The following is a 16,784-nucleotide window of genomic DNA, read 5'->3' as shown; positions in this document are numbered from 1 at the left end:
ATGAAGTCGTCGTCATCTCGACGTAACCCGCGTAATGCCGCCATTCGCACGCCGGATGGCTTGGACCAAGTGTATGGTGTTCATGCGTTAGAGAGCCTGCTCGAACGCGGTGAAGCCCCGCGCGAGCTTTGGGTTCAGCAGGGGGCGGGCAACCGCCTAAAAGATGTGGTAGCAAATGCCCAGGTAAGCGGTGCGCGTATTAAAGAGCAGCCTCGCGAGGTGCTTGATCAGCTCACCCAGGGTGCGGCGCACCAAGGCGTGGTGGCGTTTTGCGCGCCATTAACGCCGGAAGGCGAAGAGTCGTTATGGCTGAGGTTGCGCGCCTGGCATGCGCCTACACCGCCGCTACTGCTGGTGCTGGATGGTGTCACCGATGTGCATAACTTCGGTGCCTGCCTGCGTAGTGCTGATGCTGCGGGGGCTCATGGCGTGATTGTCGCAAAAGACAAAGCAGCACCCTTGAATGCCACGGTCAGAAAAGTCGCCTGCGGTGCTGCGGAAGTCGTGCCGGTCTATCAGGTCACGAATCTATCGCGCACCTTGGCCAAGCTCAAAGATGCGGGCGTTTGGATTACCGGTACCGCCGGTGAAGCAGAAGCCAGCGTGTTTGAGATTGATATGACTGGCCCCACCGCGTTGGTGATGGGGGCAGAAGGGAAGGGCATGCGCCGTTTGACCCGTGAAACCTGCGATAATCTTGCCAAGCTGCCTATGGCAGGGCAGGTGTCGAGTCTTAATGTCTCGGTGGCTACCGGTATTTGTTTGTTTGAAGCCGTTCGTCAGCGGCAGCTTGCAAGTTAGCGGCCAGCCCACTAGAATGCTTGCGCCCGTTTATTCATAAGCGGGCGTTCGTATTGGTAAGTGACTTATACGATCAACAGTTCTGCTTGATGTCCTGTCTCGGCTGTTCGCGGCCTAGAAGGGGCATTTCAGTTAACTCCTTGCTTCCCTGTCGCGGTTAAGGCATTTGCCCTAACGCACACCGGAAGCTGCCAAACCGCAAGGAGATTCCATGCGTCATTACGAAATCGTGTTTATGGTCCACCCGGATCAGAGCGAGCAAGTGCCGGCTATGGTCGAGCGCTACACCAGCATCGTTACCGAAAACGCTGGTACTGTGCATCGCCTGGAAGATTGGGGCCGTCGTCACCTGGCTTACCCGATCAACAAGATCCACAAAGCCCACTACGTGCTGATGAACGTTGAGTGCACCGGCGAGACTCTCGAAGAAATCGAGAACATCTTCCGTTTCAACGACGCCATCATCCGCAGCCTGGTTGTTCGCTGCAAAGAAGCGATCACCGAAGCTTCCCCGATGATGAAGCCGGCAGAAGAAAAGCGTCCGCGTCGCGAAGAAAAACCGCGCGCTGAAGCTGAAGAAACTGCCTGATTTTATCCACCGCACGTTTTAAGGAGCTAGTCCATGGCACGTTTTTTCCGTCGCCGTAAGTTTTGCCGCTTCACCGCTGAAGGCGTCAAGCAGATCGACTATAAAGATCTCGACACGCTGAAGGCTTACATCACCGAAACCGGCAAGATCGTTCCGAGCCGTATCACCGGCACCAAAGCACGCTATCAGCGTCAGCTGGCGACCGCTATCAAGCGTTCACGCTACCTGGCACTGCTGCCCTACTCCGATAGCCACCAGTAAGCGTTTGACGTGATGCTGGCACTCGCAAGATGGCTGATGCGTGGTACGCCCTATGCCGCAGGCGGGGCAGCGCTAGCAGCGTTAGTGCCCTGGCTGTTTTGGTTAGGTGCGGCCATTGCGGCGTTAGTGACGCTGCGCAAGGGCTTTGCTCCCGCGCTTCCCGTCATTATCGCTGCGGCATTACCAGCCGGTTTCTGGTGGGCGCAGGGTGATGTGATTCCGCTGGCGAGCGTACTACTCGTTTCGCTCATGGCGGTCATATTGCGCGAGAGGATGCGCTGGAGTGAAGCTCTGATCGTTGGCACCTTAGCGGCCGCGGTCATGGTGCAGCTTGGCATCTTCAGCCCGCCGGGTGGCACCGAACTCATGCTGGAGCAGCTGCGCGAGAGCTCGCAAGAGATCGACCGCATGCTCACGGAGTTTGCCAACCAAGGCATCGATACGACGACTCTGGCCGCCATGGTCATTGGCGGCGTCACGGGGTTGGTTGTGTTGTTAGCGGCCATCGCATGTTTGGCGCTAGCACGCAGCTGGCAGGCTGGGCTTTATAACCCAGGTGGCTTTCGTGAAGAATTCCATGCGCTGCGCCTGGCCCCTAAAGAACTCGCTATTTTAGTAGTGCTTGGGGTGGCAGGTATGGTGCTGGGAGCGCAGGCGCTGGCCATGCTGAGTTGGATTCCGCTGCTGATAGCCGGTATTGCGTTAGTGCATGGGTTTATTGGAATTAAGGGGATGAACGGGCTGTGGCTGGTGGCATTTTATGTGCTGCTGATCACGACCTGGCCCACGATTCTCATTGTGCTGCTGTTGGGGCTGATTGATACATTCGCGAACGTTCGCGCACGCCTTGCCCGCAGCAATTGACAAGAGGTTTACGAGATGGAAGTCATTCTGCTCGACAACATTGGTAAGCTGGGCGGCCTGGGTGACAAGGTCACTGTTAAGCCTGGTTATGGTCGTAACTACTTGGTGCCTTACGGTTTAGCCGTACCGGCTACCAAAGAAAACGTTGAAGCGTTCGAAGCGCAGCGTGCAGAGCTTGAAGCTCAAGCCGCTGAGCGTAAAGCAGAAGCCCAAGCACGTGCTGAGCAGCTTAACGACATCGAACTGTCGTTGGTTTCTAAAGCGGGTGATGAAGGTAAACTGTTTGGTTCTATCGGTCCGCGTGACCTGGCCGACGCGATCTCCTCTGCTGGCATCGAAGTTGCCAAGAGCGAAGTCCGTATGCCGCAGGGCCCGATTCGTCAAACTGGCGAATACGACATCGACCTCCACCTGCATGCAGAAGTGGACGCCGTTGTACGCGTGGTCGTTGTCGCCGAGTAATCTCGCTCGCCAACGCTAACGCCTCTAAGGGCGCGGGATATCCCGCGCCCTTTGTCTTTTTAAGCTGCTACTGATTCGCTATGCCAGTGGTACGAAGGAAGCTGCCCGGCTAAGATAAGCGCCGTTGGCAATGCGTTATTTTAAGGAGCTCGCTATGCAGGACCAGCCTTCTGCTGATCAAGAAACGGCGGCGCTTAAGCTGCCGCCGCACTCGCTAGAGGCGGAGCAGTCGGTGTTAGGCGGGCTTATGTTGGACAATCAGGCGTGGGACAACGTCTCTGAGCGCTTGGTAGCCGACGATTTTTATCGTTATGAGCACCGGTTGGTGTTCAATGTCATGATTCATCTAGCGGAGTCAGGGCAGCCGCTAGACGTAGTCACGCTTTCCGAAGCGCTGGAAGCCCGTGACCAGTTAGATACTGTAGGTGGGCTCGGGTTTTTGGCGGAGCTGGCCCGCAATACACCCTCAGCCAGCAACATTCGCGCCTATGCAGATATTGTTCGCGAACGCGCCACGCTGCGTAAGCTGATTCGGGCAGCCAATCAAATTGCTGAAGGGGCGTTCTCTCCGCAAGGGCGGCCCGCCGATGAGCTGTTAAACGAAGCCGAGCGGCTAGTGTTTCAAATTGCCGAAGAGCGCCCCAAAACCGGTGGCCCCATTGGTATGAGCGACCTGCTTACCAAAGCGGTCGACCGTATCGATGAGCTCTTCAACCTCAAAGGCGAGATGACCGGGCTATCGACCGGCTTCCGTGACCTGGATGAAATGACCTCCGGCCTGCAGCCCTCGGACTTGGTGATCATCGCCGGGCGCCCCTCGATGGGCAAGACGACTTTCGCCATGAACTTGGTCGAGCACGCGGTCATCTCTAGCGACAAGCCGGTGATGGTGTTCTCCATGGAGATGCCCGCCGAATCGCTGATGCTGCGTATGCTCTCTTCACTGGGGCGCATTGACCAAACGCGGGTACGTTCGGGGCAGTTAGAGGATGAAGACTGGCCGCGCCTCACCTCGGCAGTGAACCTGCTGAAAGATAAACAGTTGTTTATTGATGATACCGCCGCGCTCTCGCCCAATGAAATGCGCTCACGCCTGCGCCGCGTGGTACGCGAGCACGGTAATATGGCGCTCATCATGATCGACTACCTGCAGCTAATGCAGATACCCGGCTTCTCCGAAAACCGTACCGGCGAGATCTCCGAGATCTCCCGCTCTTTGAAAGGTTTGGCAAAGGAGTTCAACTGCCCGGTTGTGGCGCTTTCGCAGCTCAACCGCTCCCTTGAGCAGCGCCCCAACAAGCGCCCCGTGATGTCGGATTTGAGGGAATCGGGAGCGATCGAGCAGGATGCTGACGTCATTGCCTTCGTATACCGAGATGAGGTGTATAACCCGGACAACCCGGATAACCAGGGTATTGCGGAGCTGATCATTGGTAAGCAGCGTAACGGGCCGATTGGCACCGTCCACATGGCCTTCATAGGCAAGTACACGCGCTTCGAGGACTTGGCACCCGACAGCTACGGCGAAGCGTTTGGCGATTAACTTGAGCGTCATGGGGGAGAACGTATAATGCGCACCCTCATGAGCAGTTCGCCTCGAGCAGATAGATAGACAGGAGTAACAAATGGCAGGTGGTTTTAGGCGCGGTAACCGCAAACGTCTTCCTAAGTTGGAAGGCCGCGGTGAACTCCAGTCGCTAGAGCGCGAGGGGCCTTTTAAAGAGTGGCTGGGCATGCCCGACCTTTATCGCTACTTTCTGGTAGTGGAGGGAGAGAAGTACAGCTACCAAACGGAAGATACTGAGCTTCCCGTCGCGGTCGGCGACAAAGTAGTGTTTCGGTACAAAGAGACCAAAGGCGGTAATTGGATTGACCGCAACTCGCTGGGTAAGGCGATTGACCCGTCCGAGTATCAGTAAATCGACCATAAGTTGACGAATTGGTCAGGAACTCTTTTCTGTTATTGCCCTCTTAGGCAGTTAGTGCCAAGGTAATATTATTGTCATGGGGCCGCGTCATGCTGTGCTCCATGACGATGACCAATAACAGGAGGGAGCCATGGAACTGAAAGCGCTCAAACAGTTCGTCGCGAGTCACGACAACTTTGAGATTCGGGTGATTACCCATTCGGGAAGCCGCTTCTACCAAGTAGAGCTAGAAGATGTAGAAGGCGAACGCCATATGCTGATGCAACGTAATAAGCCGATGCTGTTCCGTTCATTAGATGACGTTTATCTGGAGCTAAAACGTGCAGGCATCCATCGCGCTTACCTGGTGCAACATGTGCCGCAGGATGAAGTGATTGGTCACGACGCCCATTACAGCTCGCCACTGACCTCGCGTATGCCGCTAGTTTTTTAATCACTGGTTAACGTAACGGTTTAACCTAACGCTTTTCCCACCACAGCCCCAGCCGGATACGGCGTCGGGCAAAAAAAACGGTAGCCTGCATCCATCATGCTTCGCAGGCCCGGTAAGCAAGAAAGTCTTACCAGCCGCCGGTAGCCCAACACCGCATACAGGGCCCGCCCGGCTGGCGTCCATGCCGATAAACCATCTCCCTGATTATGCCGCGACTTTGCCGAAAAGTGTTAAGATTTTGCCCATTATGTACTGCACCTAAGGAGTGAGCGAGATGGCAGATAGCGTTGTAAAGGATCAACCCGGTGAGGGGCGTTTAACTCATGCGCCCAGCAGTCACCCTGCGGTTCCCCGCGCCAAGGTGGGCGTAGTTCTGGCCAACCTGGGAACACCCGATGCCACCGACTACTGGTCCATGCGCCGCTATCTCAGCGAGTTCTTATCCGATAAACGGGTTGTGGATTACGCCGGTTGGAAATGGCAGCCGCTGCTGCAGCTGATCATTCTCACCAAGCGGCCTTTTTCATCTGGCCATGCGTATAAAAGTATTTGGAATAATGAGAAGAATGAAAGCCCGCTGCTAACCATCACGCGTGCCCAAACGGAAAAAATGACCGAGCGCTTAAAGGCGTTGTATGGCGATGATGTAGAAGTTGATTTCTGCATGCGCTACGGCAACCCTTCCACCGATAGCGTGCTAAAGCGTATGAAAGAGAAGGGCTGCGAGCGCATTGTGTTCTTCCCGCTTTACCCGCAATACGGCTCGCCCACCACCGCGACGGCGAATGATCAGGCGTTTCGCACGCTGATGAAGATGAAGTGGCAGCCCTATATTCGCACCGTGCCCGCTTATTTTGAGCATCCTGCCTATATCCAGGCGCTGGCGAATTCGGTACAGGAAGCTTATGACGGGTTTGAGAGCCGCCCGACCAAGTTAGTTGCCAGCTATCACGGGGTGCCTGAGCGTTATTTAATGGAAGGCGACCCCTACCACTGCCAATGCCAGAAAACCACACGGCTGCTGCGTGAGAAGCTGGGCTTAAGCAAGGAGGAGGTGGATACCGCCTTTCAGTCGCAGTTTGGCCCCGAGAAGTGGGTTGGCCCGCAAACAGTGGAGCACGTTGCCGAGCTGGCCAAGCAGGGGCATAAGCATATTGCGATTCTTTCGCCAGCATTCTCTTCTGATTGTGTGGAAACCCTTGAGGAGATCAAAGAGGAGATCCACGACAGCTTTATGGAAGCGGGTGGCGAAACCTTTAGCTATATCCCCTGTTTGAATGACCGCGATGACCATATAGATGCACTGTTAGCAGTGGTCAATAACGAGCTCTCTGGCTGGTTGTCGACACCGTAAAGTCGCGTATTTGCTATAAAAACCGTCTAGCGTATTACGTTAGGCGGTTTTTTATTGGGGCCGTCTTTTCTAGAAATGTGAGAAACGCTAGTATAAGGTTTGTGCATATAAAATCACACTTATTCAACGTTTAAGCGGCTTGTGCATCTGTATAGGCGGCTTATTGGGATGAATGAACGTCACTAGGGAGAAAGCGCCGGATGCAATTTGCCGTGTTAATGGGCTTCGTGTTGGCAGCGTCTTCACCGCTGCTCAACCGTTGGTTTGGGGAGCGAACAAGCCTGCTGCTTGCGCTGTTTCCGGCGTTGCTGGCTGGTTGGCTTTTTAGTCAAGCGCCCCTGGTGTTGAGTGACGGGCCTCAGTTACTTGAGTGGTCGTGGGTGCCTTCGCTAGGCATTAGCCTTAGCTTTTTACTGGATGGCCTTTCTCTGCTGTTTGGCTTGCTGATTACGGTGATTGGCACCTGTGTCCTGGTGTATGCGGGTGGCTATTTAAAAGGCCACCAAGATATTGCCCGTTTTCACCTCGCCCTCGTCGCCTTTATGGCCTCTATGCTGGGGCTTGTGTTAGCGGACGGCCTGCTGACGCTGTTTATTTTCTGGGAGCTGACCAGCATCACCTCGTACCTGCTGATTGGCTTTAACCATACTGATATTGAAGCACGCAAATCCGCTCGTCAGGGGCTTTTTGTGACGGTTGCTGGTGGCTTGGCGTTAATGGCAGGTTTGGTGCTATTGGGTATCGCCAGCGGCAGCTGGTCTCTGAGTGAGATTTTGCAGTCAGACGATGACCTGCGCCAGCATGCGCTTTATGCCCCTATGCTGATCTGCTTATTGCTAGGAGCCTTTACCAAGTCGGCGCAGTTCCCATTCCACTTCTGGTTGCCTAACGCTATGGCGGCGCCGACCCCTGTGTCGGCCTACCTGCACTCCGCTACCATGGTGAAAGCGGGGATTTACCTGCTGGCACGCCTTCAGCCTGAGCTGGGTGGCACGGCCATGTGGGTGACAATACTCTCAGTGGTGGGGGCGACCACCATGCTGACGGGTGCCTTCTTAGCCATTCACCATACCAATATCAAAAAGCTGCTGGCCTACTCCACCATTATGGCGCTGGGAACGCTCACTATGCTGCTGGGGATTGGCTCCGAATACGCCATGACCGCTTTTGTCACCTTTCTGCTCGCCCACTCCATGTATAAAGGGGCGCTGTTTATGGTGGCGGGCATCCTTGACCATGAAACCGGCACCAAAGACGTCACCGCCATGGGCGGATTACGAAGCGTTATGCCTGTCACGGCGGTAATCGCTTTTGTGGCGGCGCTCTCCTTGGCAGGGGTGCCGCCGCTGTTTGGCTTTATCGGTAAGGAACTCATGCTGGAGGCAGCGTTAGGCGCCGAGCGCATTCAACTGTTGCTGGTGCTGTTTGCTTTCCTGGCAGCCATCTTGACCATTGCGGTGGCGGCGATTATTGCGCTACGGCCATTCTACGGCGCACGCCATGAAACACCCCAAACACCCCATGAGGCGCCGTTGAGTATGCTGATAGGCCCAGGCCTATTGGCATTCGGGTCGCTCGCGCTTGGCTTGGCCCCTGCTGTGCTAGGGGCCGATGCGCTCTTGACCTCGGCAGCAACGGCGGTGGCGGGGGAGACGCTGCCGGTCTCGCTGTCGCTGTGGTACGGCGTCAACGTGGCGCTGATTATGTCGGTGGTGAGCTTGATCCTCGGCTTTTTGCTGTTCAAGCGGTGGGACAGCGTACGCGCCCAGTTAGCCAGGTTGGCACCGGTGATGCGTCATGGCCCCGAGGCGGGGTACGAAGGCTTGATGAATGGCGTCGTGCGCTTCTCTGAATGGCAGACACGCCTGCTGCAAAACGGCTATATGCGCAATTACATCCTGGTCATGCTGGTAGTGCTGATCGCGCTGATTGGCAACTCAATACTGCTGCGCCACTCTCCGCAGCTGGCGCTCTCCCTAGACGTGCGTTTCCATGAAGTCATTGTGGTGGGCACCATGGCAATGGGGGCGCTGTTTGCCACAATTTCACGCTCCCGCTTAGGCGCCGTGGTATCGGTGGGCATTATGGGCTTCTCTATCGCGCTGATCTTTATTCTGTTTAGCGCGCCAGATTTGGGGATTACCCAACTGCTGGTAGAAACCATGACGGTGATCCTGCTGGTATTGGTACTTTTCAGATTGCCGCGTTTTTCAAATCTCTCCACCAATCTTGAGCGCATCCGTGATGGGGCCGTTGCGGCCACCATGGGGGTGTTAATCTTCTTGCTGATCATAACCGCTTGGAGTATCGACCAGTTTGAATCGATCTCTACCTATATGGTGGAAAACAGCGCGCCGCTTGCCTATGGTCGCAATATCGTCAACGTCATTTTGGTGGATTATCGTGCCCTCGATACGCTCGGCGAGATGTTTGTTTTAGCGTTAGCCGCGATTGGTGTGATTGCGATGCTAAAGCTGCGTCATGGGGAGACAGAAGGCAAAGCGGCGGATAGCGACAAAGCCAGCGTGAAGGAGCCCTACGATGGTTAAATCAGGCACGATTATTCTGAATACGGCAGCGCGGTTCCTGATGCCACTGCAACTGATGTTCTCGGTTTTTCTGCTGCTGCGTGGCCATGACGAACCGGGCGGCGGCTTTATTGCCGGATTGGTAGCAGCTGGGGCGTTCACTCTTTACCTGTTTGCCTTCGGGGTCAGTGCCACCAAAGAGGTGCTGCGCATGGTCGACCCGCGAGACTTGATCGGCGCAGGACTCTTTTTTGGGATGATCTCGGTAGTGCCCGCTTGGTTCATGGGGCAGCCTTTTCTGACTGCTCAGTGGTGGACGATTCCGGTGATCGACTTTAAAGCGTCTACGCCGCTGATTTTTGATATCGGAGTGTATCTGGCGGTGTTGGGGTCGGTGATGGGCATGGTCATGGCATTAATGGAGGTGGATAAGGATGAGCCATAAGTTACCCAACCCGCTGTTTGCAGGAGGCCGCCCATGGAACCGTTAATGGCACTGGCGATTGGCCTGTTATACGCCACCGCTATTTTTATGATGCTACGCCGCTCTATCGTCAAACTCGTGATTGGCTTGATGCTACTCTCTAATGCCGCCAACCTGCTGATTTTTACTACCGCCGGTATGACTCGTGGCGCACCGCCGCTGATTCCTGAAGGGATGATGCAGCCTTTGGGCGATGTCGCTGACCCACTGCCTCAAGCGGTGGTGCTTACCGCTATCGTGATTGCCTTTGGGGTATTGGCGTTTGCGGTGGTATTGATCCGCCGGGCCTACGAAATCGTTAAGGCAGATGATTTAGACAAGATGAAGGATACCGACACGTGAGGCCTGAAGTCGCACTTCCCGTTTTGCTGCCGCTGCTTTCCGGGGCCATTTCGCTGATGTTTTGGCGCTCGCGGCCCATGCAGCGCTTTATTGCCGTGGCTGGCAACGTGGTACTATTTGTCGTCAGCCTGTGGCTGTTCGTTGCGGTCTTAGAAGATGGCTACATCACCATTCAAATGGGCAGCTGGCCAGCACCGTTTGGGATAACGCTCGTCGCTGACATGCTCAGCGCTGTGATGATTCTGCTCACCGGGATCATTGGCTTGGCCATGGGGATCTACTCCCTGGCGACCACCGGCCGGGGGCATGAAAGATTTGGCTACTACCCCCTTATGCATCTGCTGTTGGCGGGTGTGGCGGGTGCTTTTTTAACGGGCGATATCTTCAACCTCTATGTCTGGTTTGAAGTCATGCTGGTGGCTTCGTTTGCGCTCCTGACGCTGGGAGGCGAGCGCGCGCAGATGGAGGGCGCCATCAAGTATGTGACGCTCAATCTGCTGGCATCGGTCATTTTTCTCACTGCGGTAGGCCTGCTTTACGGCACGGTGGGTTCACTCAATATGGCCGATATCGCGCTGCGCATGGATGAAGCCGAGCACAGCGGCATGGTCGAAGTGCTTGCGGTGATGTTTATGGTGGCCTTTGGTATCAAAGCCGCTGCGTTTCCGCTGTTTTTCTGGCTACCTGCTTCTTATCACACGCCTCCGGTGGCGGTATCCGCACTGTTTGCAGGCCTGTTAACCAAAGTGGGCGTTTACTCACTGTTCCGGGTATTTACGCTAATCTTCGATCAGACCATGGGCTACCTACAGGACATCATGCTGTGGGGGGCCGTTCTCACTATGGTGACCGGCGTGCTGGGGGCGGCCGCCCAGTATGAATTCCGGCGTATCCTCTCGTTTCATATCGTCAGCCAGATTGGCTATATGATCCTGGGGCTGGCGCTCTATACACCACTGGCGATTGCAGGCGGTGTGTTTGCCATCATGCACAACATCATTGTGAAGACGAACCTGTTCTTAATTAGCGGGATTACCCACCGCCTACAGGGCACTTACCAGCTTAAAAAGATGGGCGGGCTATATCGTGAACGCCCTTGGCTGGCCGTGGCGTTCTTTATTAGCGCCTTCTCTCTGGCGGGTATTCCGCCGCTGTCGGGTTTCTTTGCCAAATTCGTGCTGGTGCGCGCAGGCTTTGAGGCAAAGGCTTACGTGGCGACCGGCATCGCCCTGGCCGTGGGTTTGATGACGCTCTACTCCATGGTGAAGATCTGGAACGAAGTGTTCTGGAAGGCGCTACCTGAAGAAAACCAGGTGCCCGAAACACCGACACCGACAGGCGATGATGGCCGGTTACTGAAGCCCAGCCTATGGATGATGTATCTGCCTGTCGTGGTGCTGGCCATGATGTCCCTGCTTATTGGCGTGTTTGCCGAACCCATCATGCTGGTGATGAACCAAATAGGCGATCAATTGATGACGCCCTCAGGCTATATCGAAGCGGTACTCGGTGCCTCCGCAAGTGCGGAAGCAGCGCTACTGGATCCCATTGAGATACAGGCCGAACGTGTCGATGACCGCTTGGAGGAAACACCATGACCGGCGCCATTTGGAACCTCTTGCTTGGTTTGGCCTGGGTGCTGCTGAGCGGCGACTTCTCCGGGTTGAATTTGTTGGTGGGGATGATTTTTGGCTATATCGCGTTGCTGCTGATTGAGCCTCAAGTCGATGGGTTGAAAGGCTATCCTGCTCGTGTGCCGCGCTTCATCGGCTTTCTCGGTTTTTTCATCAAAGAGTTGGTTCAGGCCAACTTACGCGTGGCATTCGATATCCTGACGCCGCCTTGGCACATGCAGCCGGGGGTCATTGCCTTACCGCTGTCGGCACGCACCGAAATGGAGATCACCCTGGTGGCGAATTTGATTTCGCTCACACCGGGTACCCTGAGCCTAGACGTGTCCGATGACCGTAAAGTGTTGTATATCCATGCGATGTTCCTGGACGACGAAGAGGAGCTTCGACGCAATTTGAAAGAGATGGAACACAGGGCACTGGAGTTATTTCGTTAATGGAAACCGTGATTTTAATTAGTCAGGTGATCATGGGCTTGGCGCTCGTGCTGACCTTCGTTCGCGTGGTGCGCGGACCTAGTCTGCCAGATCGCGTAGTGGCCCTAGAACTGTTCTCGACAACAGTCGTGGGGTTGGTCGGTGTGTATGCGATTCAATCGGGCGTCTCGAGCTTCTTGGACGCCGCGATCGTGATTGCGCTGATGGGCTTTTTAGCCGCCATTGGCTTTGCGCGCTTTTTAGAACGTGGAGGGCCGCGGGATGATTGATGTAATTAAAGGGGCCATGCTGCTAACAGGGTCTAGTTTTATGCTGTTAGCCGCCGTTGGTTTACTTCGCTTGCCTGACTTGCTGACGCGTATGCACGCCACCACCAAGGCGGCGGCGCTCGGGGTGATTTTAATCATGCTGGCATCGGCCATGCATTTTGCTGAAGTGGGCGTAGTGGCACGCTCGTTTGCCATTATTGTGTTTATCTTAATCACTGCGCCGATTGCCGCCCACGTGATCGGGAGGGCCGGATACTTCGTAGGCTCAAGGCTGTGGAGCGGCACGGTGAAAGATGAATTGCGTCCTAACTACGACCCGCTTACCCATGAGCTTAAAAGCGGCATGGAAACCCAGGAAAACGCCAAGCGACACCCGCGTAACACCGACCCAGATTAGCGCGACGAGCACTACCAACGACTTCTTTAAGCCACCTCGTTGTGGCTTTTTTTATGCCTAAAAAACCCGAAATAGAGACGCTATTCTGAAAAACTGTTATGTCAATTTATGTACAATAATTGTACTGTATAAGATGTTGTGTCCATGTATTACGGCGTGGCGTGGCAGCGACTCCGCGACCCGCGCCAAGATAGGTATTTCAACGTATTAAAGCAAGCGGGCCATTACGACTCCAAGGGGCTTTACGTGGCATACTGGCTGCCAGCCCCTGTTCTCTGCCCTAGCGGCCTAGGGGTGGTATCTCCCTCATTTCTGAGCCATCATCCAGCTCACGCCAAGGATTGCTGAGAGAAGAATGCTATGCCGTTAATACCCGTGTCATTACCCGCCGTGTCGCTGAAACATAACAATTCGTTGAATACTCGCCGAGCCGCTGTATTCCCGTTGTTATTCGTTGCCGCTACGACGCTTGCTCTCCACAGCCCTGCCACACACGCCAGCCCGCAACTAATGACCGAGGTAGATGCACGAGCCGCTGAAGAGGTGCGCTATGCCAACTTCAATCAGTGGTTAAGCGAGTTTCGTCGCTATGCCGCCAACCAAGGGATTAGCGAAGCGACGCTAGCCTCCGCCTTTGATGGCCTGCGCTACCGCGAGCGGGTGATTGAATTAGACCGCTACCAGCCTGAGTTCGTGCGTGCCATTTGGCAGTATTTGGATAGTGCCGTGTCTACCGCGCGTATTACCAATGGTCAGGAGAAGTACGCGCAACACCGTGAAACAGCCCAGCAGATGCAGCAGCGCTATGGCGTACCAGCAGAAATCATCGTGGCCATCTGGGGCGTTGAGAGTAATTACGGCAGCAACTTTGGTGATTTCTCGACGCTAGAGTCCCTCGCCACGCTGGCCTATGATGGCCGTCGGCGAGACTTTGCTCGTGGGGAGCTGCTAGCAGCACTACGTATTATTGACCAGGGCGACATTGCCGCAGAGCAGATGAAAGGCTCTTGGGCGGGAGCGATGGGGCATACCCAGTTTATTCCCAGCAGCTTTGAGGCCTACGCGGTGGATGGCGATGGCGATGGTCGCCGCGATATTTGGGGTAGCATACCCGATGTGATGGCCTCTACCGCGAACTATCTGGCGCGGGCGGGCTGGCAGGCCGGGCAGCCGTGGGGTACCGAAGTTGTGCTGCCTACCTCCTTTGATTACGCCCAAACCGGCCGCAAGAGCAGCGCTGAGTGGGCCGCGCAAGGCGTGCGTGCGGTGAACGGTGACCTGCCTTCCTTCGATAGTGCAGCGGTGATTGTACCGGCCGGGGCGAATGGCCCCGCGTTTATCGTAGGCCCCAATTTCCGCGCTATCTTGCGTTACAACAATGCCACTAGCTATGCGCTGGCGGTTGCCACGCTAGCCGACGCCATTGCTGGGCGAGAGGGCATTTCGCAAGCATGGCCACGCGATGAGGCACCTTTAACCCGTGATGATGTCAGAACGCTCCAGCAGCGTTTGAACAACGCCGGTTACGCGGTAGGCACTGCCGACGGCATTATGGGGCCGAATACTCAGGCGGGGCTGCGTGCCTTCCAGCGCGACCAAGGCCTAGTGCCGGATGGCTTTGCTACCCAGTCGCTGTTAGAGCGGTTGCGCTAGCTCAGGGCGCTTTCATCGCTGTTTGAATCTCTTTGATAGCTAGGCAAACTTCTCACCAAGGATGAGTCGCAATGGGAAAAACATTTCTAGGGGTGTTGGGGGCGAGCGTATTGGCTGGTTCCCTGTTGGTCAGTGCTACCGCACAGGCTGAGGATAAGGTCTTCGGCTGGGTGGAAAATGCTTACATCGAGCCATGGGGGATTGCCGTCAAGGCCAAGTTGGATAGCGGCGCACTTACCTCATCACTGGATGCCCGTGATATCGAGATGTTTGAAAAAGATGGCGAAGAGTGGGTGCGCTTTCGTTTGAAGCTGGAAGATCAAGAGAGCGGTGACACCTTTAGCGACCAAATCGAGCGTCCACTCTATCGCGAGCAAACCGTGCGCGGCGCTGGGGGTCGTGACGAGCGCCCGGTGGTGCTGATGGACGTGTGCATGGGGGATACCATCTACGAGGAGCAGTTTAGCCTGCGTGACCGAGAAGAGATGATTTACCCACTGCTGTTGGGGCGTCGTACTATCAGTCACCTCGGCTTGTTGGATGTGCGCAATACCTTCCTGCAAGAACCCGAGTGTGGGGAGAATGCCACTTACGTTCCCCACGACCCGGAAGACGAGCAGTCGTAACTTCCATCCAACCTAGAACAGCCGTGACAGCAGCGCGGTGACGGCTGTTTCTACCCGCAGGATACGAGGGCCTAGGTGCATTCCCTCGCAGCCTGCCGTCAGTAGCTGCTCCACTTCCCACGGGATAAAACCGCCTTCGGGCCCTACCAGTAATAGCGTTGGCTCATCAATACCGCGCGGGCAGGCATTCTCCATGCCTGGGTGGGCAACCAATCCTCTTCGTTCTGTTAGAAGTGCCGGTAGCTGCTCTTCCATAAAAGGACGAAACCCTTTGCAGAGCGTCACGTTAGGCAGTTGAGTATCCCGCGCTTGTTCTAGCCCAAGTATCAAATGCTGATGAATTTTTTCTGGCCGCAGTTCTGGCGACTGCCAGTAACTCTTTTCAACCCGCTTGGTGTGCAGCAGGGTAATCTCTTTGACTCCTAACGCCGTGACGTGCTCAAGCGTGCGTGCCAGCATACGCGGGCGCGGCAGCGCCAGGACAAGATGAACGGGCAGGGCAGGCGGCGGCGGTTCGTTGATATCTTCCAGCGCAAACAGAGCCTGCGTTTTGTTGAGCTCCGTTAGCGTGGCCTTACCCATAGCGCCGCCTTGAATACCCACGGTTAAGCGATCGCCTTCGTTAGCGCGGTGTACTTCATGCAGATGGGTCAGGCGGCGCGCATCGGTAATACGAGCGTGGTGACCATCGACCTCGCTCGGGTCTAGCAGTATCAAATTCATCTGATTTTGCGCGGGATACCCGGTACTTTTAGTGCCGGGAGGAATAGCGCGTCGCCCGCAGGGCGACTGGGTTACGCCACCGCCTGTCCCGCTCCTCCTGTTAGGTTGGTGAAGGGTGTGATGTAATAGCCGTAGCCATCACCGCGTTGAATCACGGTGCAGTATTTGTGCGAGATGCCTTGCACGGCCCCCTGTTCGGTCTGAATGTTGAAACTGCCGGTTTTGCGTATCGCGACACGCCCCGTATGGGTACCGGCCTTCTTACCGGTGGGTACTATCGCACGCACCATGTCGCCGGTTTGAAAGCCGTGCACCTGCTTCTGCCGCATTAGATAGCCACGCGGAAACCCGTGTTTCGTTAAGCGCGTGCGCTGGTAGCTGCCGCGCCCCATCGCCTTGATCGTCAGTGTCGGCACTGTCCAGTCATGCAGCTTACCAAAAGCTCCGACACAAGCGGCGTCCAGGGCATGCGTCTTGGGGATGTTGAGGCGCTGTCGGTTGTATTTGGTGCGGCCACCGCTGCTCACGGCGACCGGTAAATCCGTGGTTTTGAGCGCGGAGAACAGCGCCCAGCGGGTCGCATTGACCGCACTGGCATCGCGCATCGGTTGCTTGAGCTGGCGCTGCACACGTTCCAGCTGTGCGTCAGCTGATAAGCCGTTAGCCTTGAGGCGCTTTTTCAGGCCTTTGTTGGTGGCGAAAAAATCGGTCAGTGTCTGGCTATCTTTCTCGGCATTACAGGGATGGCAACTCAGCGTCAAATTGCTGACACGATTCGAGCCGCCGCGTGAGCGCGGCACCACATGCTCGATCTCCAGCGGCGTGTCGCCGGTGCCACAGTAGGCACACTCACGCCCCCACTTTTCCAGCAGGTACTCGCGTACTTCGTAGCCCAGCAAGGTGCCTTGCTGGTACTCCACACCGCTGATCTCTGGGTTATCCAGCTTCTGCGTATCAAAGCGCACCAACTCTTGGCTGATGGCTGTTACAGGAGCCAAACGA

The 16,784-nt window shown here is 55.7% G+C and carries 20 protein-coding genes and 2 pseudogenes; 19 read left to right on the top strand and 3 right to left on the bottom strand.

Annotated elements, in window-relative coordinates; genetic code table 11:
• The 8 genes from rlmB to AC13CN_RS14955 all read left to right on the top strand — a co-directional run bounded on the left by rlmB (window position 1) and on the right by AC13CN_RS14955 (window position 5,338).
• Window positions 1-801, top strand: a complete 801-nt coding sequence (gene rlmB / locus AC13CN_RS14990; protein WP_074210309.1) for a 23S rRNA (guanosine(2251)-2'-O)-methyltransferase RlmB — start codon at window positions 1-3, stop codon at window positions 799-801.
• 211 nt (window positions 802-1,012) lie between these two features.
• Entirely contained in the window at window positions 1,013-1,390 is a 378-nt protein-coding gene (gene rpsF, locus AC13CN_RS14985; RefSeq protein ID WP_044628490.1) for a 30S ribosomal protein S6, read from the top strand.
• Between the two features lie 33 nt (window positions 1,391-1,423).
• Entirely contained in the window at window positions 1,424-1,651 is a 228-nt protein-coding gene (gene rpsR / locus AC13CN_RS14980; RefSeq protein ID WP_009097135.1) for a 30S ribosomal protein S18, read from the top strand.
• A 12-nt stretch (window positions 1,652-1,663) separates the two neighbouring features.
• Window positions 1,664-2,515 carry a hypothetical protein gene (locus AC13CN_RS14975; protein ID WP_044628491.1) on the top strand — a complete coding sequence of 284 codons (852 nt, stop codon included), beginning with the start codon at window positions 1,664-1,666 and terminating at the stop codon, window positions 2,513-2,515.
• Window positions 2,516-2,530: 15 nt separating this feature from the next.
• Window positions 2,531-2,977 carry a 50S ribosomal protein L9 gene (gene rplI / locus AC13CN_RS14970; RefSeq protein WP_044628492.1) on the top strand — a complete coding sequence of 149 codons (447 nt, stop codon included), beginning with the start codon at window positions 2,531-2,533 and terminating at the stop codon, window positions 2,975-2,977.
• Window positions 2,978-3,131: 154 nt separating this feature from the next.
• The gene (gene dnaB, locus AC13CN_RS14965) at window positions 3,132-4,520 is read left to right on the top strand and encodes a replicative DNA helicase (RefSeq protein WP_044628493.1); all 1,389 of its coding nucleotides are present in this window, start codon (window positions 3,132-3,134) and stop codon (window positions 4,518-4,520) included.
• 82 nt (window positions 4,521-4,602) lie between these two features.
• Complete coding sequence (locus tag AC13CN_RS14960; protein ID WP_172514720.1) at window positions 4,603-4,896, top strand: hypothetical protein; 294 nt, start codon at window positions 4,603-4,605, stop codon at window positions 4,894-4,896.
• Window positions 4,897-5,035: 139 nt separating this feature from the next.
• Window positions 5,036-5,338 carry a DUF6482 family protein gene (locus AC13CN_RS14955; RefSeq protein ID WP_044628495.1) on the top strand — a complete coding sequence of 101 codons (303 nt, stop codon included), beginning with the start codon at window positions 5,036-5,038 and terminating at the stop codon, window positions 5,336-5,338.
• A 25-nt stretch (window positions 5,339-5,363) separates the two neighbouring features.
• On the opposite strand, the pseudogene AC13CN_RS14950 reads toward AC13CN_RS14955, so the two are convergent.
• A pseudogene (locus AC13CN_RS14950) lies at window positions 5,364-5,539 on the bottom strand (DCC1-like thiol-disulfide oxidoreductase family protein); the annotation flags it as partial.
• A 73-nt stretch (window positions 5,540-5,612) separates the two neighbouring features.
• Between AC13CN_RS14950 and hemH the strand changes: the two are divergent.
• From hemH to rloA3, 11 genes and pseudogenes are all read left to right on the top strand, one after another.
• On the top strand, window positions 5,613-6,692 hold the full coding sequence (gene hemH / locus AC13CN_RS14945; protein WP_044628496.1) for a ferrochelatase: 1,080 nt from the start codon (window positions 5,613-5,615) through the stop codon (window positions 6,690-6,692).
• Window positions 6,693-6,892: 200 nt separating this feature from the next.
• Window positions 6,893-9,241: a putative monovalent cation/H+ antiporter subunit A gene (locus AC13CN_RS14940; RefSeq protein ID WP_228219744.1), complete on the top strand. Its 2,349-nt coding sequence runs from the start codon at window positions 6,893-6,895 to the stop codon at window positions 9,239-9,241.
• Window positions 9,234-9,665: a Na+/H+ antiporter subunit B gene (locus tag AC13CN_RS14935; protein WP_044628498.1), complete on the top strand. Its 432-nt coding sequence runs from the start codon at window positions 9,234-9,236 to the stop codon at window positions 9,663-9,665. Before AC13CN_RS14940 ends, AC13CN_RS14935 begins: the two co-directional genes overlap by 8 nt.
• A 33-nt stretch (window positions 9,666-9,698) precedes the next feature.
• The gene (locus AC13CN_RS14930) at window positions 9,699-10,046 is read left to right on the top strand and encodes a Na+/H+ antiporter subunit C (RefSeq protein ID WP_044628499.1); all 348 of its coding nucleotides are present in this window, start codon (window positions 9,699-9,701) and stop codon (window positions 10,044-10,046) included.
• Window positions 10,043-11,644, top strand: coding sequence for a Na+/H+ antiporter subunit D (locus AC13CN_RS14925; protein ID WP_228219745.1), 1,602 nt, complete (start codon window positions 10,043-10,045; stop codon window positions 11,642-11,644). Before AC13CN_RS14930 ends, AC13CN_RS14925 begins: the two co-directional genes overlap by 4 nt.
• Window positions 11,641-12,114, top strand: a complete 474-nt coding sequence (locus tag AC13CN_RS14920) for a Na+/H+ antiporter subunit E (RefSeq protein ID WP_044628501.1) — start codon at window positions 11,641-11,643, stop codon at window positions 12,112-12,114. The genes AC13CN_RS14925 and AC13CN_RS14920 overlap by 4 nt, the downstream gene beginning before the upstream one ends.
• Window positions 12,114-12,383, top strand: coding sequence for an MrpF/PhaF family protein (locus tag AC13CN_RS14915; protein ID WP_044628502.1), 270 nt, complete (start codon window positions 12,114-12,116; stop codon window positions 12,381-12,383). The genes AC13CN_RS14920 and AC13CN_RS14915 overlap by 1 nt, the downstream gene beginning before the upstream one ends.
• Window positions 12,376-12,780 carry a monovalent cation/H(+) antiporter subunit G gene (mnhG, locus tag AC13CN_RS14910; RefSeq protein ID WP_044628503.1) on the top strand — a complete coding sequence of 135 codons (405 nt, stop codon included), beginning with the start codon at window positions 12,376-12,378 and terminating at the stop codon, window positions 12,778-12,780. Before AC13CN_RS14915 ends, mnhG begins: the two co-directional genes overlap by 8 nt.
• Before the next feature lie 174 nt (window positions 12,781-12,954).
• Window positions 12,955-13,128 (top strand): annotated as a pseudogene (locus AC13CN_RS14905) (DASH family cryptochrome); the annotation flags it as partial.
• A gap of 12 nt (window positions 13,129-13,140) precedes the next feature.
• Window positions 13,141-14,433, top strand: a complete 1,293-nt coding sequence (locus AC13CN_RS14900; protein ID WP_062361649.1) for a lytic murein transglycosylase — start codon at window positions 13,141-13,143, stop codon at window positions 14,431-14,433.
• 71 nt (window positions 14,434-14,504) lie between these two features.
• Window positions 14,505-15,059: a retropepsin-like aspartic peptidase RloA3 gene (gene rloA3, locus AC13CN_RS14895; protein ID WP_054645041.1), complete on the top strand. Its 555-nt coding sequence runs from the start codon at window positions 14,505-14,507 to the stop codon at window positions 15,057-15,059.
• A 12-nt stretch (window positions 15,060-15,071) separates the two neighbouring features.
• On the opposite strand, the gene AC13CN_RS14890 is transcribed toward rloA3, so the two are convergent.
• Window positions 15,072-15,782: a 16S rRNA (uracil(1498)-N(3))-methyltransferase gene (locus AC13CN_RS14890; RefSeq protein WP_074210313.1), complete on the bottom strand. Its 711-nt coding sequence runs from the start codon at window positions 15,780-15,782 to the stop codon at window positions 15,072-15,074.
• Between the two features lie 71 nt (window positions 15,783-15,853).
• On the bottom strand, window positions 15,854-16,784 hold a 931-nt coding region (iscB, locus tag AC13CN_RS14885), incomplete at its 5' end, for an RNA-guided endonuclease IscB (protein WP_483053230.1).

Source organism: Vreelandella sp. L-25, from assembly GCF_056857535.1.
The sequence above is the reverse complement of the archived record's forward strand: the minus strand, read 5'-3'. Positions and strand labels throughout refer to the sequence as shown.

Coding starts and splice junctions, on each gene's coding strand:
- rlmB (WP_074210309.1), top strand. CDS start 1: ATGAAGTCGTCGTCATCTCGACGTAACCCGCGTAATGCCGCCATTCGC.
- rpsF (WP_044628490.1), top strand. CDS start 1,013: ATGCGTCATTACGAAATCGTGTTTATGGTCCACCCGGATCAGAGCGAG.
- rpsR (WP_009097135.1), top strand. CDS start 1,424: ATGGCACGTTTTTTCCGTCGCCGTAAGTTTTGCCGCTTCACCGCTGAA.
- AC13CN_RS14975 (WP_044628491.1), top strand. CDS start 1,664: ATGCTGGCACTCGCAAGATGGCTGATGCGTGGTACGCCCTATGCCGCA.
- rplI (WP_044628492.1), top strand. CDS start 2,531: ATGGAAGTCATTCTGCTCGACAACATTGGTAAGCTGGGCGGCCTGGGT.
- dnaB (WP_044628493.1), top strand. CDS start 3,132: ATGCAGGACCAGCCTTCTGCTGATCAAGAAACGGCGGCGCTTAAGCTG.
- AC13CN_RS14960 (WP_172514720.1), top strand. CDS start 4,603: ATGGCAGGTGGTTTTAGGCGCGGTAACCGCAAACGTCTTCCTAAGTTG.
- AC13CN_RS14955 (WP_044628495.1), top strand. CDS start 5,036: ATGGAACTGAAAGCGCTCAAACAGTTCGTCGCGAGTCACGACAACTTT.
- hemH (WP_044628496.1), top strand. CDS start 5,613: ATGGCAGATAGCGTTGTAAAGGATCAACCCGGTGAGGGGCGTTTAACT.
- AC13CN_RS14940 (WP_228219744.1), top strand. CDS start 6,893: ATGCAATTTGCCGTGTTAATGGGCTTCGTGTTGGCAGCGTCTTCACCG.
- AC13CN_RS14935 (WP_044628498.1), top strand. CDS start 9,234: ATGGTTAAATCAGGCACGATTATTCTGAATACGGCAGCGCGGTTCCTG.
- AC13CN_RS14930 (WP_044628499.1), top strand. CDS start 9,699: ATGGAACCGTTAATGGCACTGGCGATTGGCCTGTTATACGCCACCGCT.
- AC13CN_RS14920 (WP_044628501.1), top strand. CDS start 11,641: ATGACCGGCGCCATTTGGAACCTCTTGCTTGGTTTGGCCTGGGTGCTG.
- AC13CN_RS14915 (WP_044628502.1), top strand. CDS start 12,114: ATGGAAACCGTGATTTTAATTAGTCAGGTGATCATGGGCTTGGCGCTC.
- mnhG (WP_044628503.1), top strand. CDS start 12,376: ATGATTGATGTAATTAAAGGGGCCATGCTGCTAACAGGGTCTAGTTTT.
- AC13CN_RS14900 (WP_062361649.1), top strand. CDS start 13,141: ATGCCGTTAATACCCGTGTCATTACCCGCCGTGTCGCTGAAACATAAC.
- rloA3 (WP_054645041.1), top strand. CDS start 14,505: ATGGGAAAAACATTTCTAGGGGTGTTGGGGGCGAGCGTATTGGCTGGT.
- AC13CN_RS14890 (WP_074210313.1), bottom strand. CDS start 15,782: ATGAATTTGATACTGCTAGACCCGAGCGAGGTCGATGGTCACCACGCT.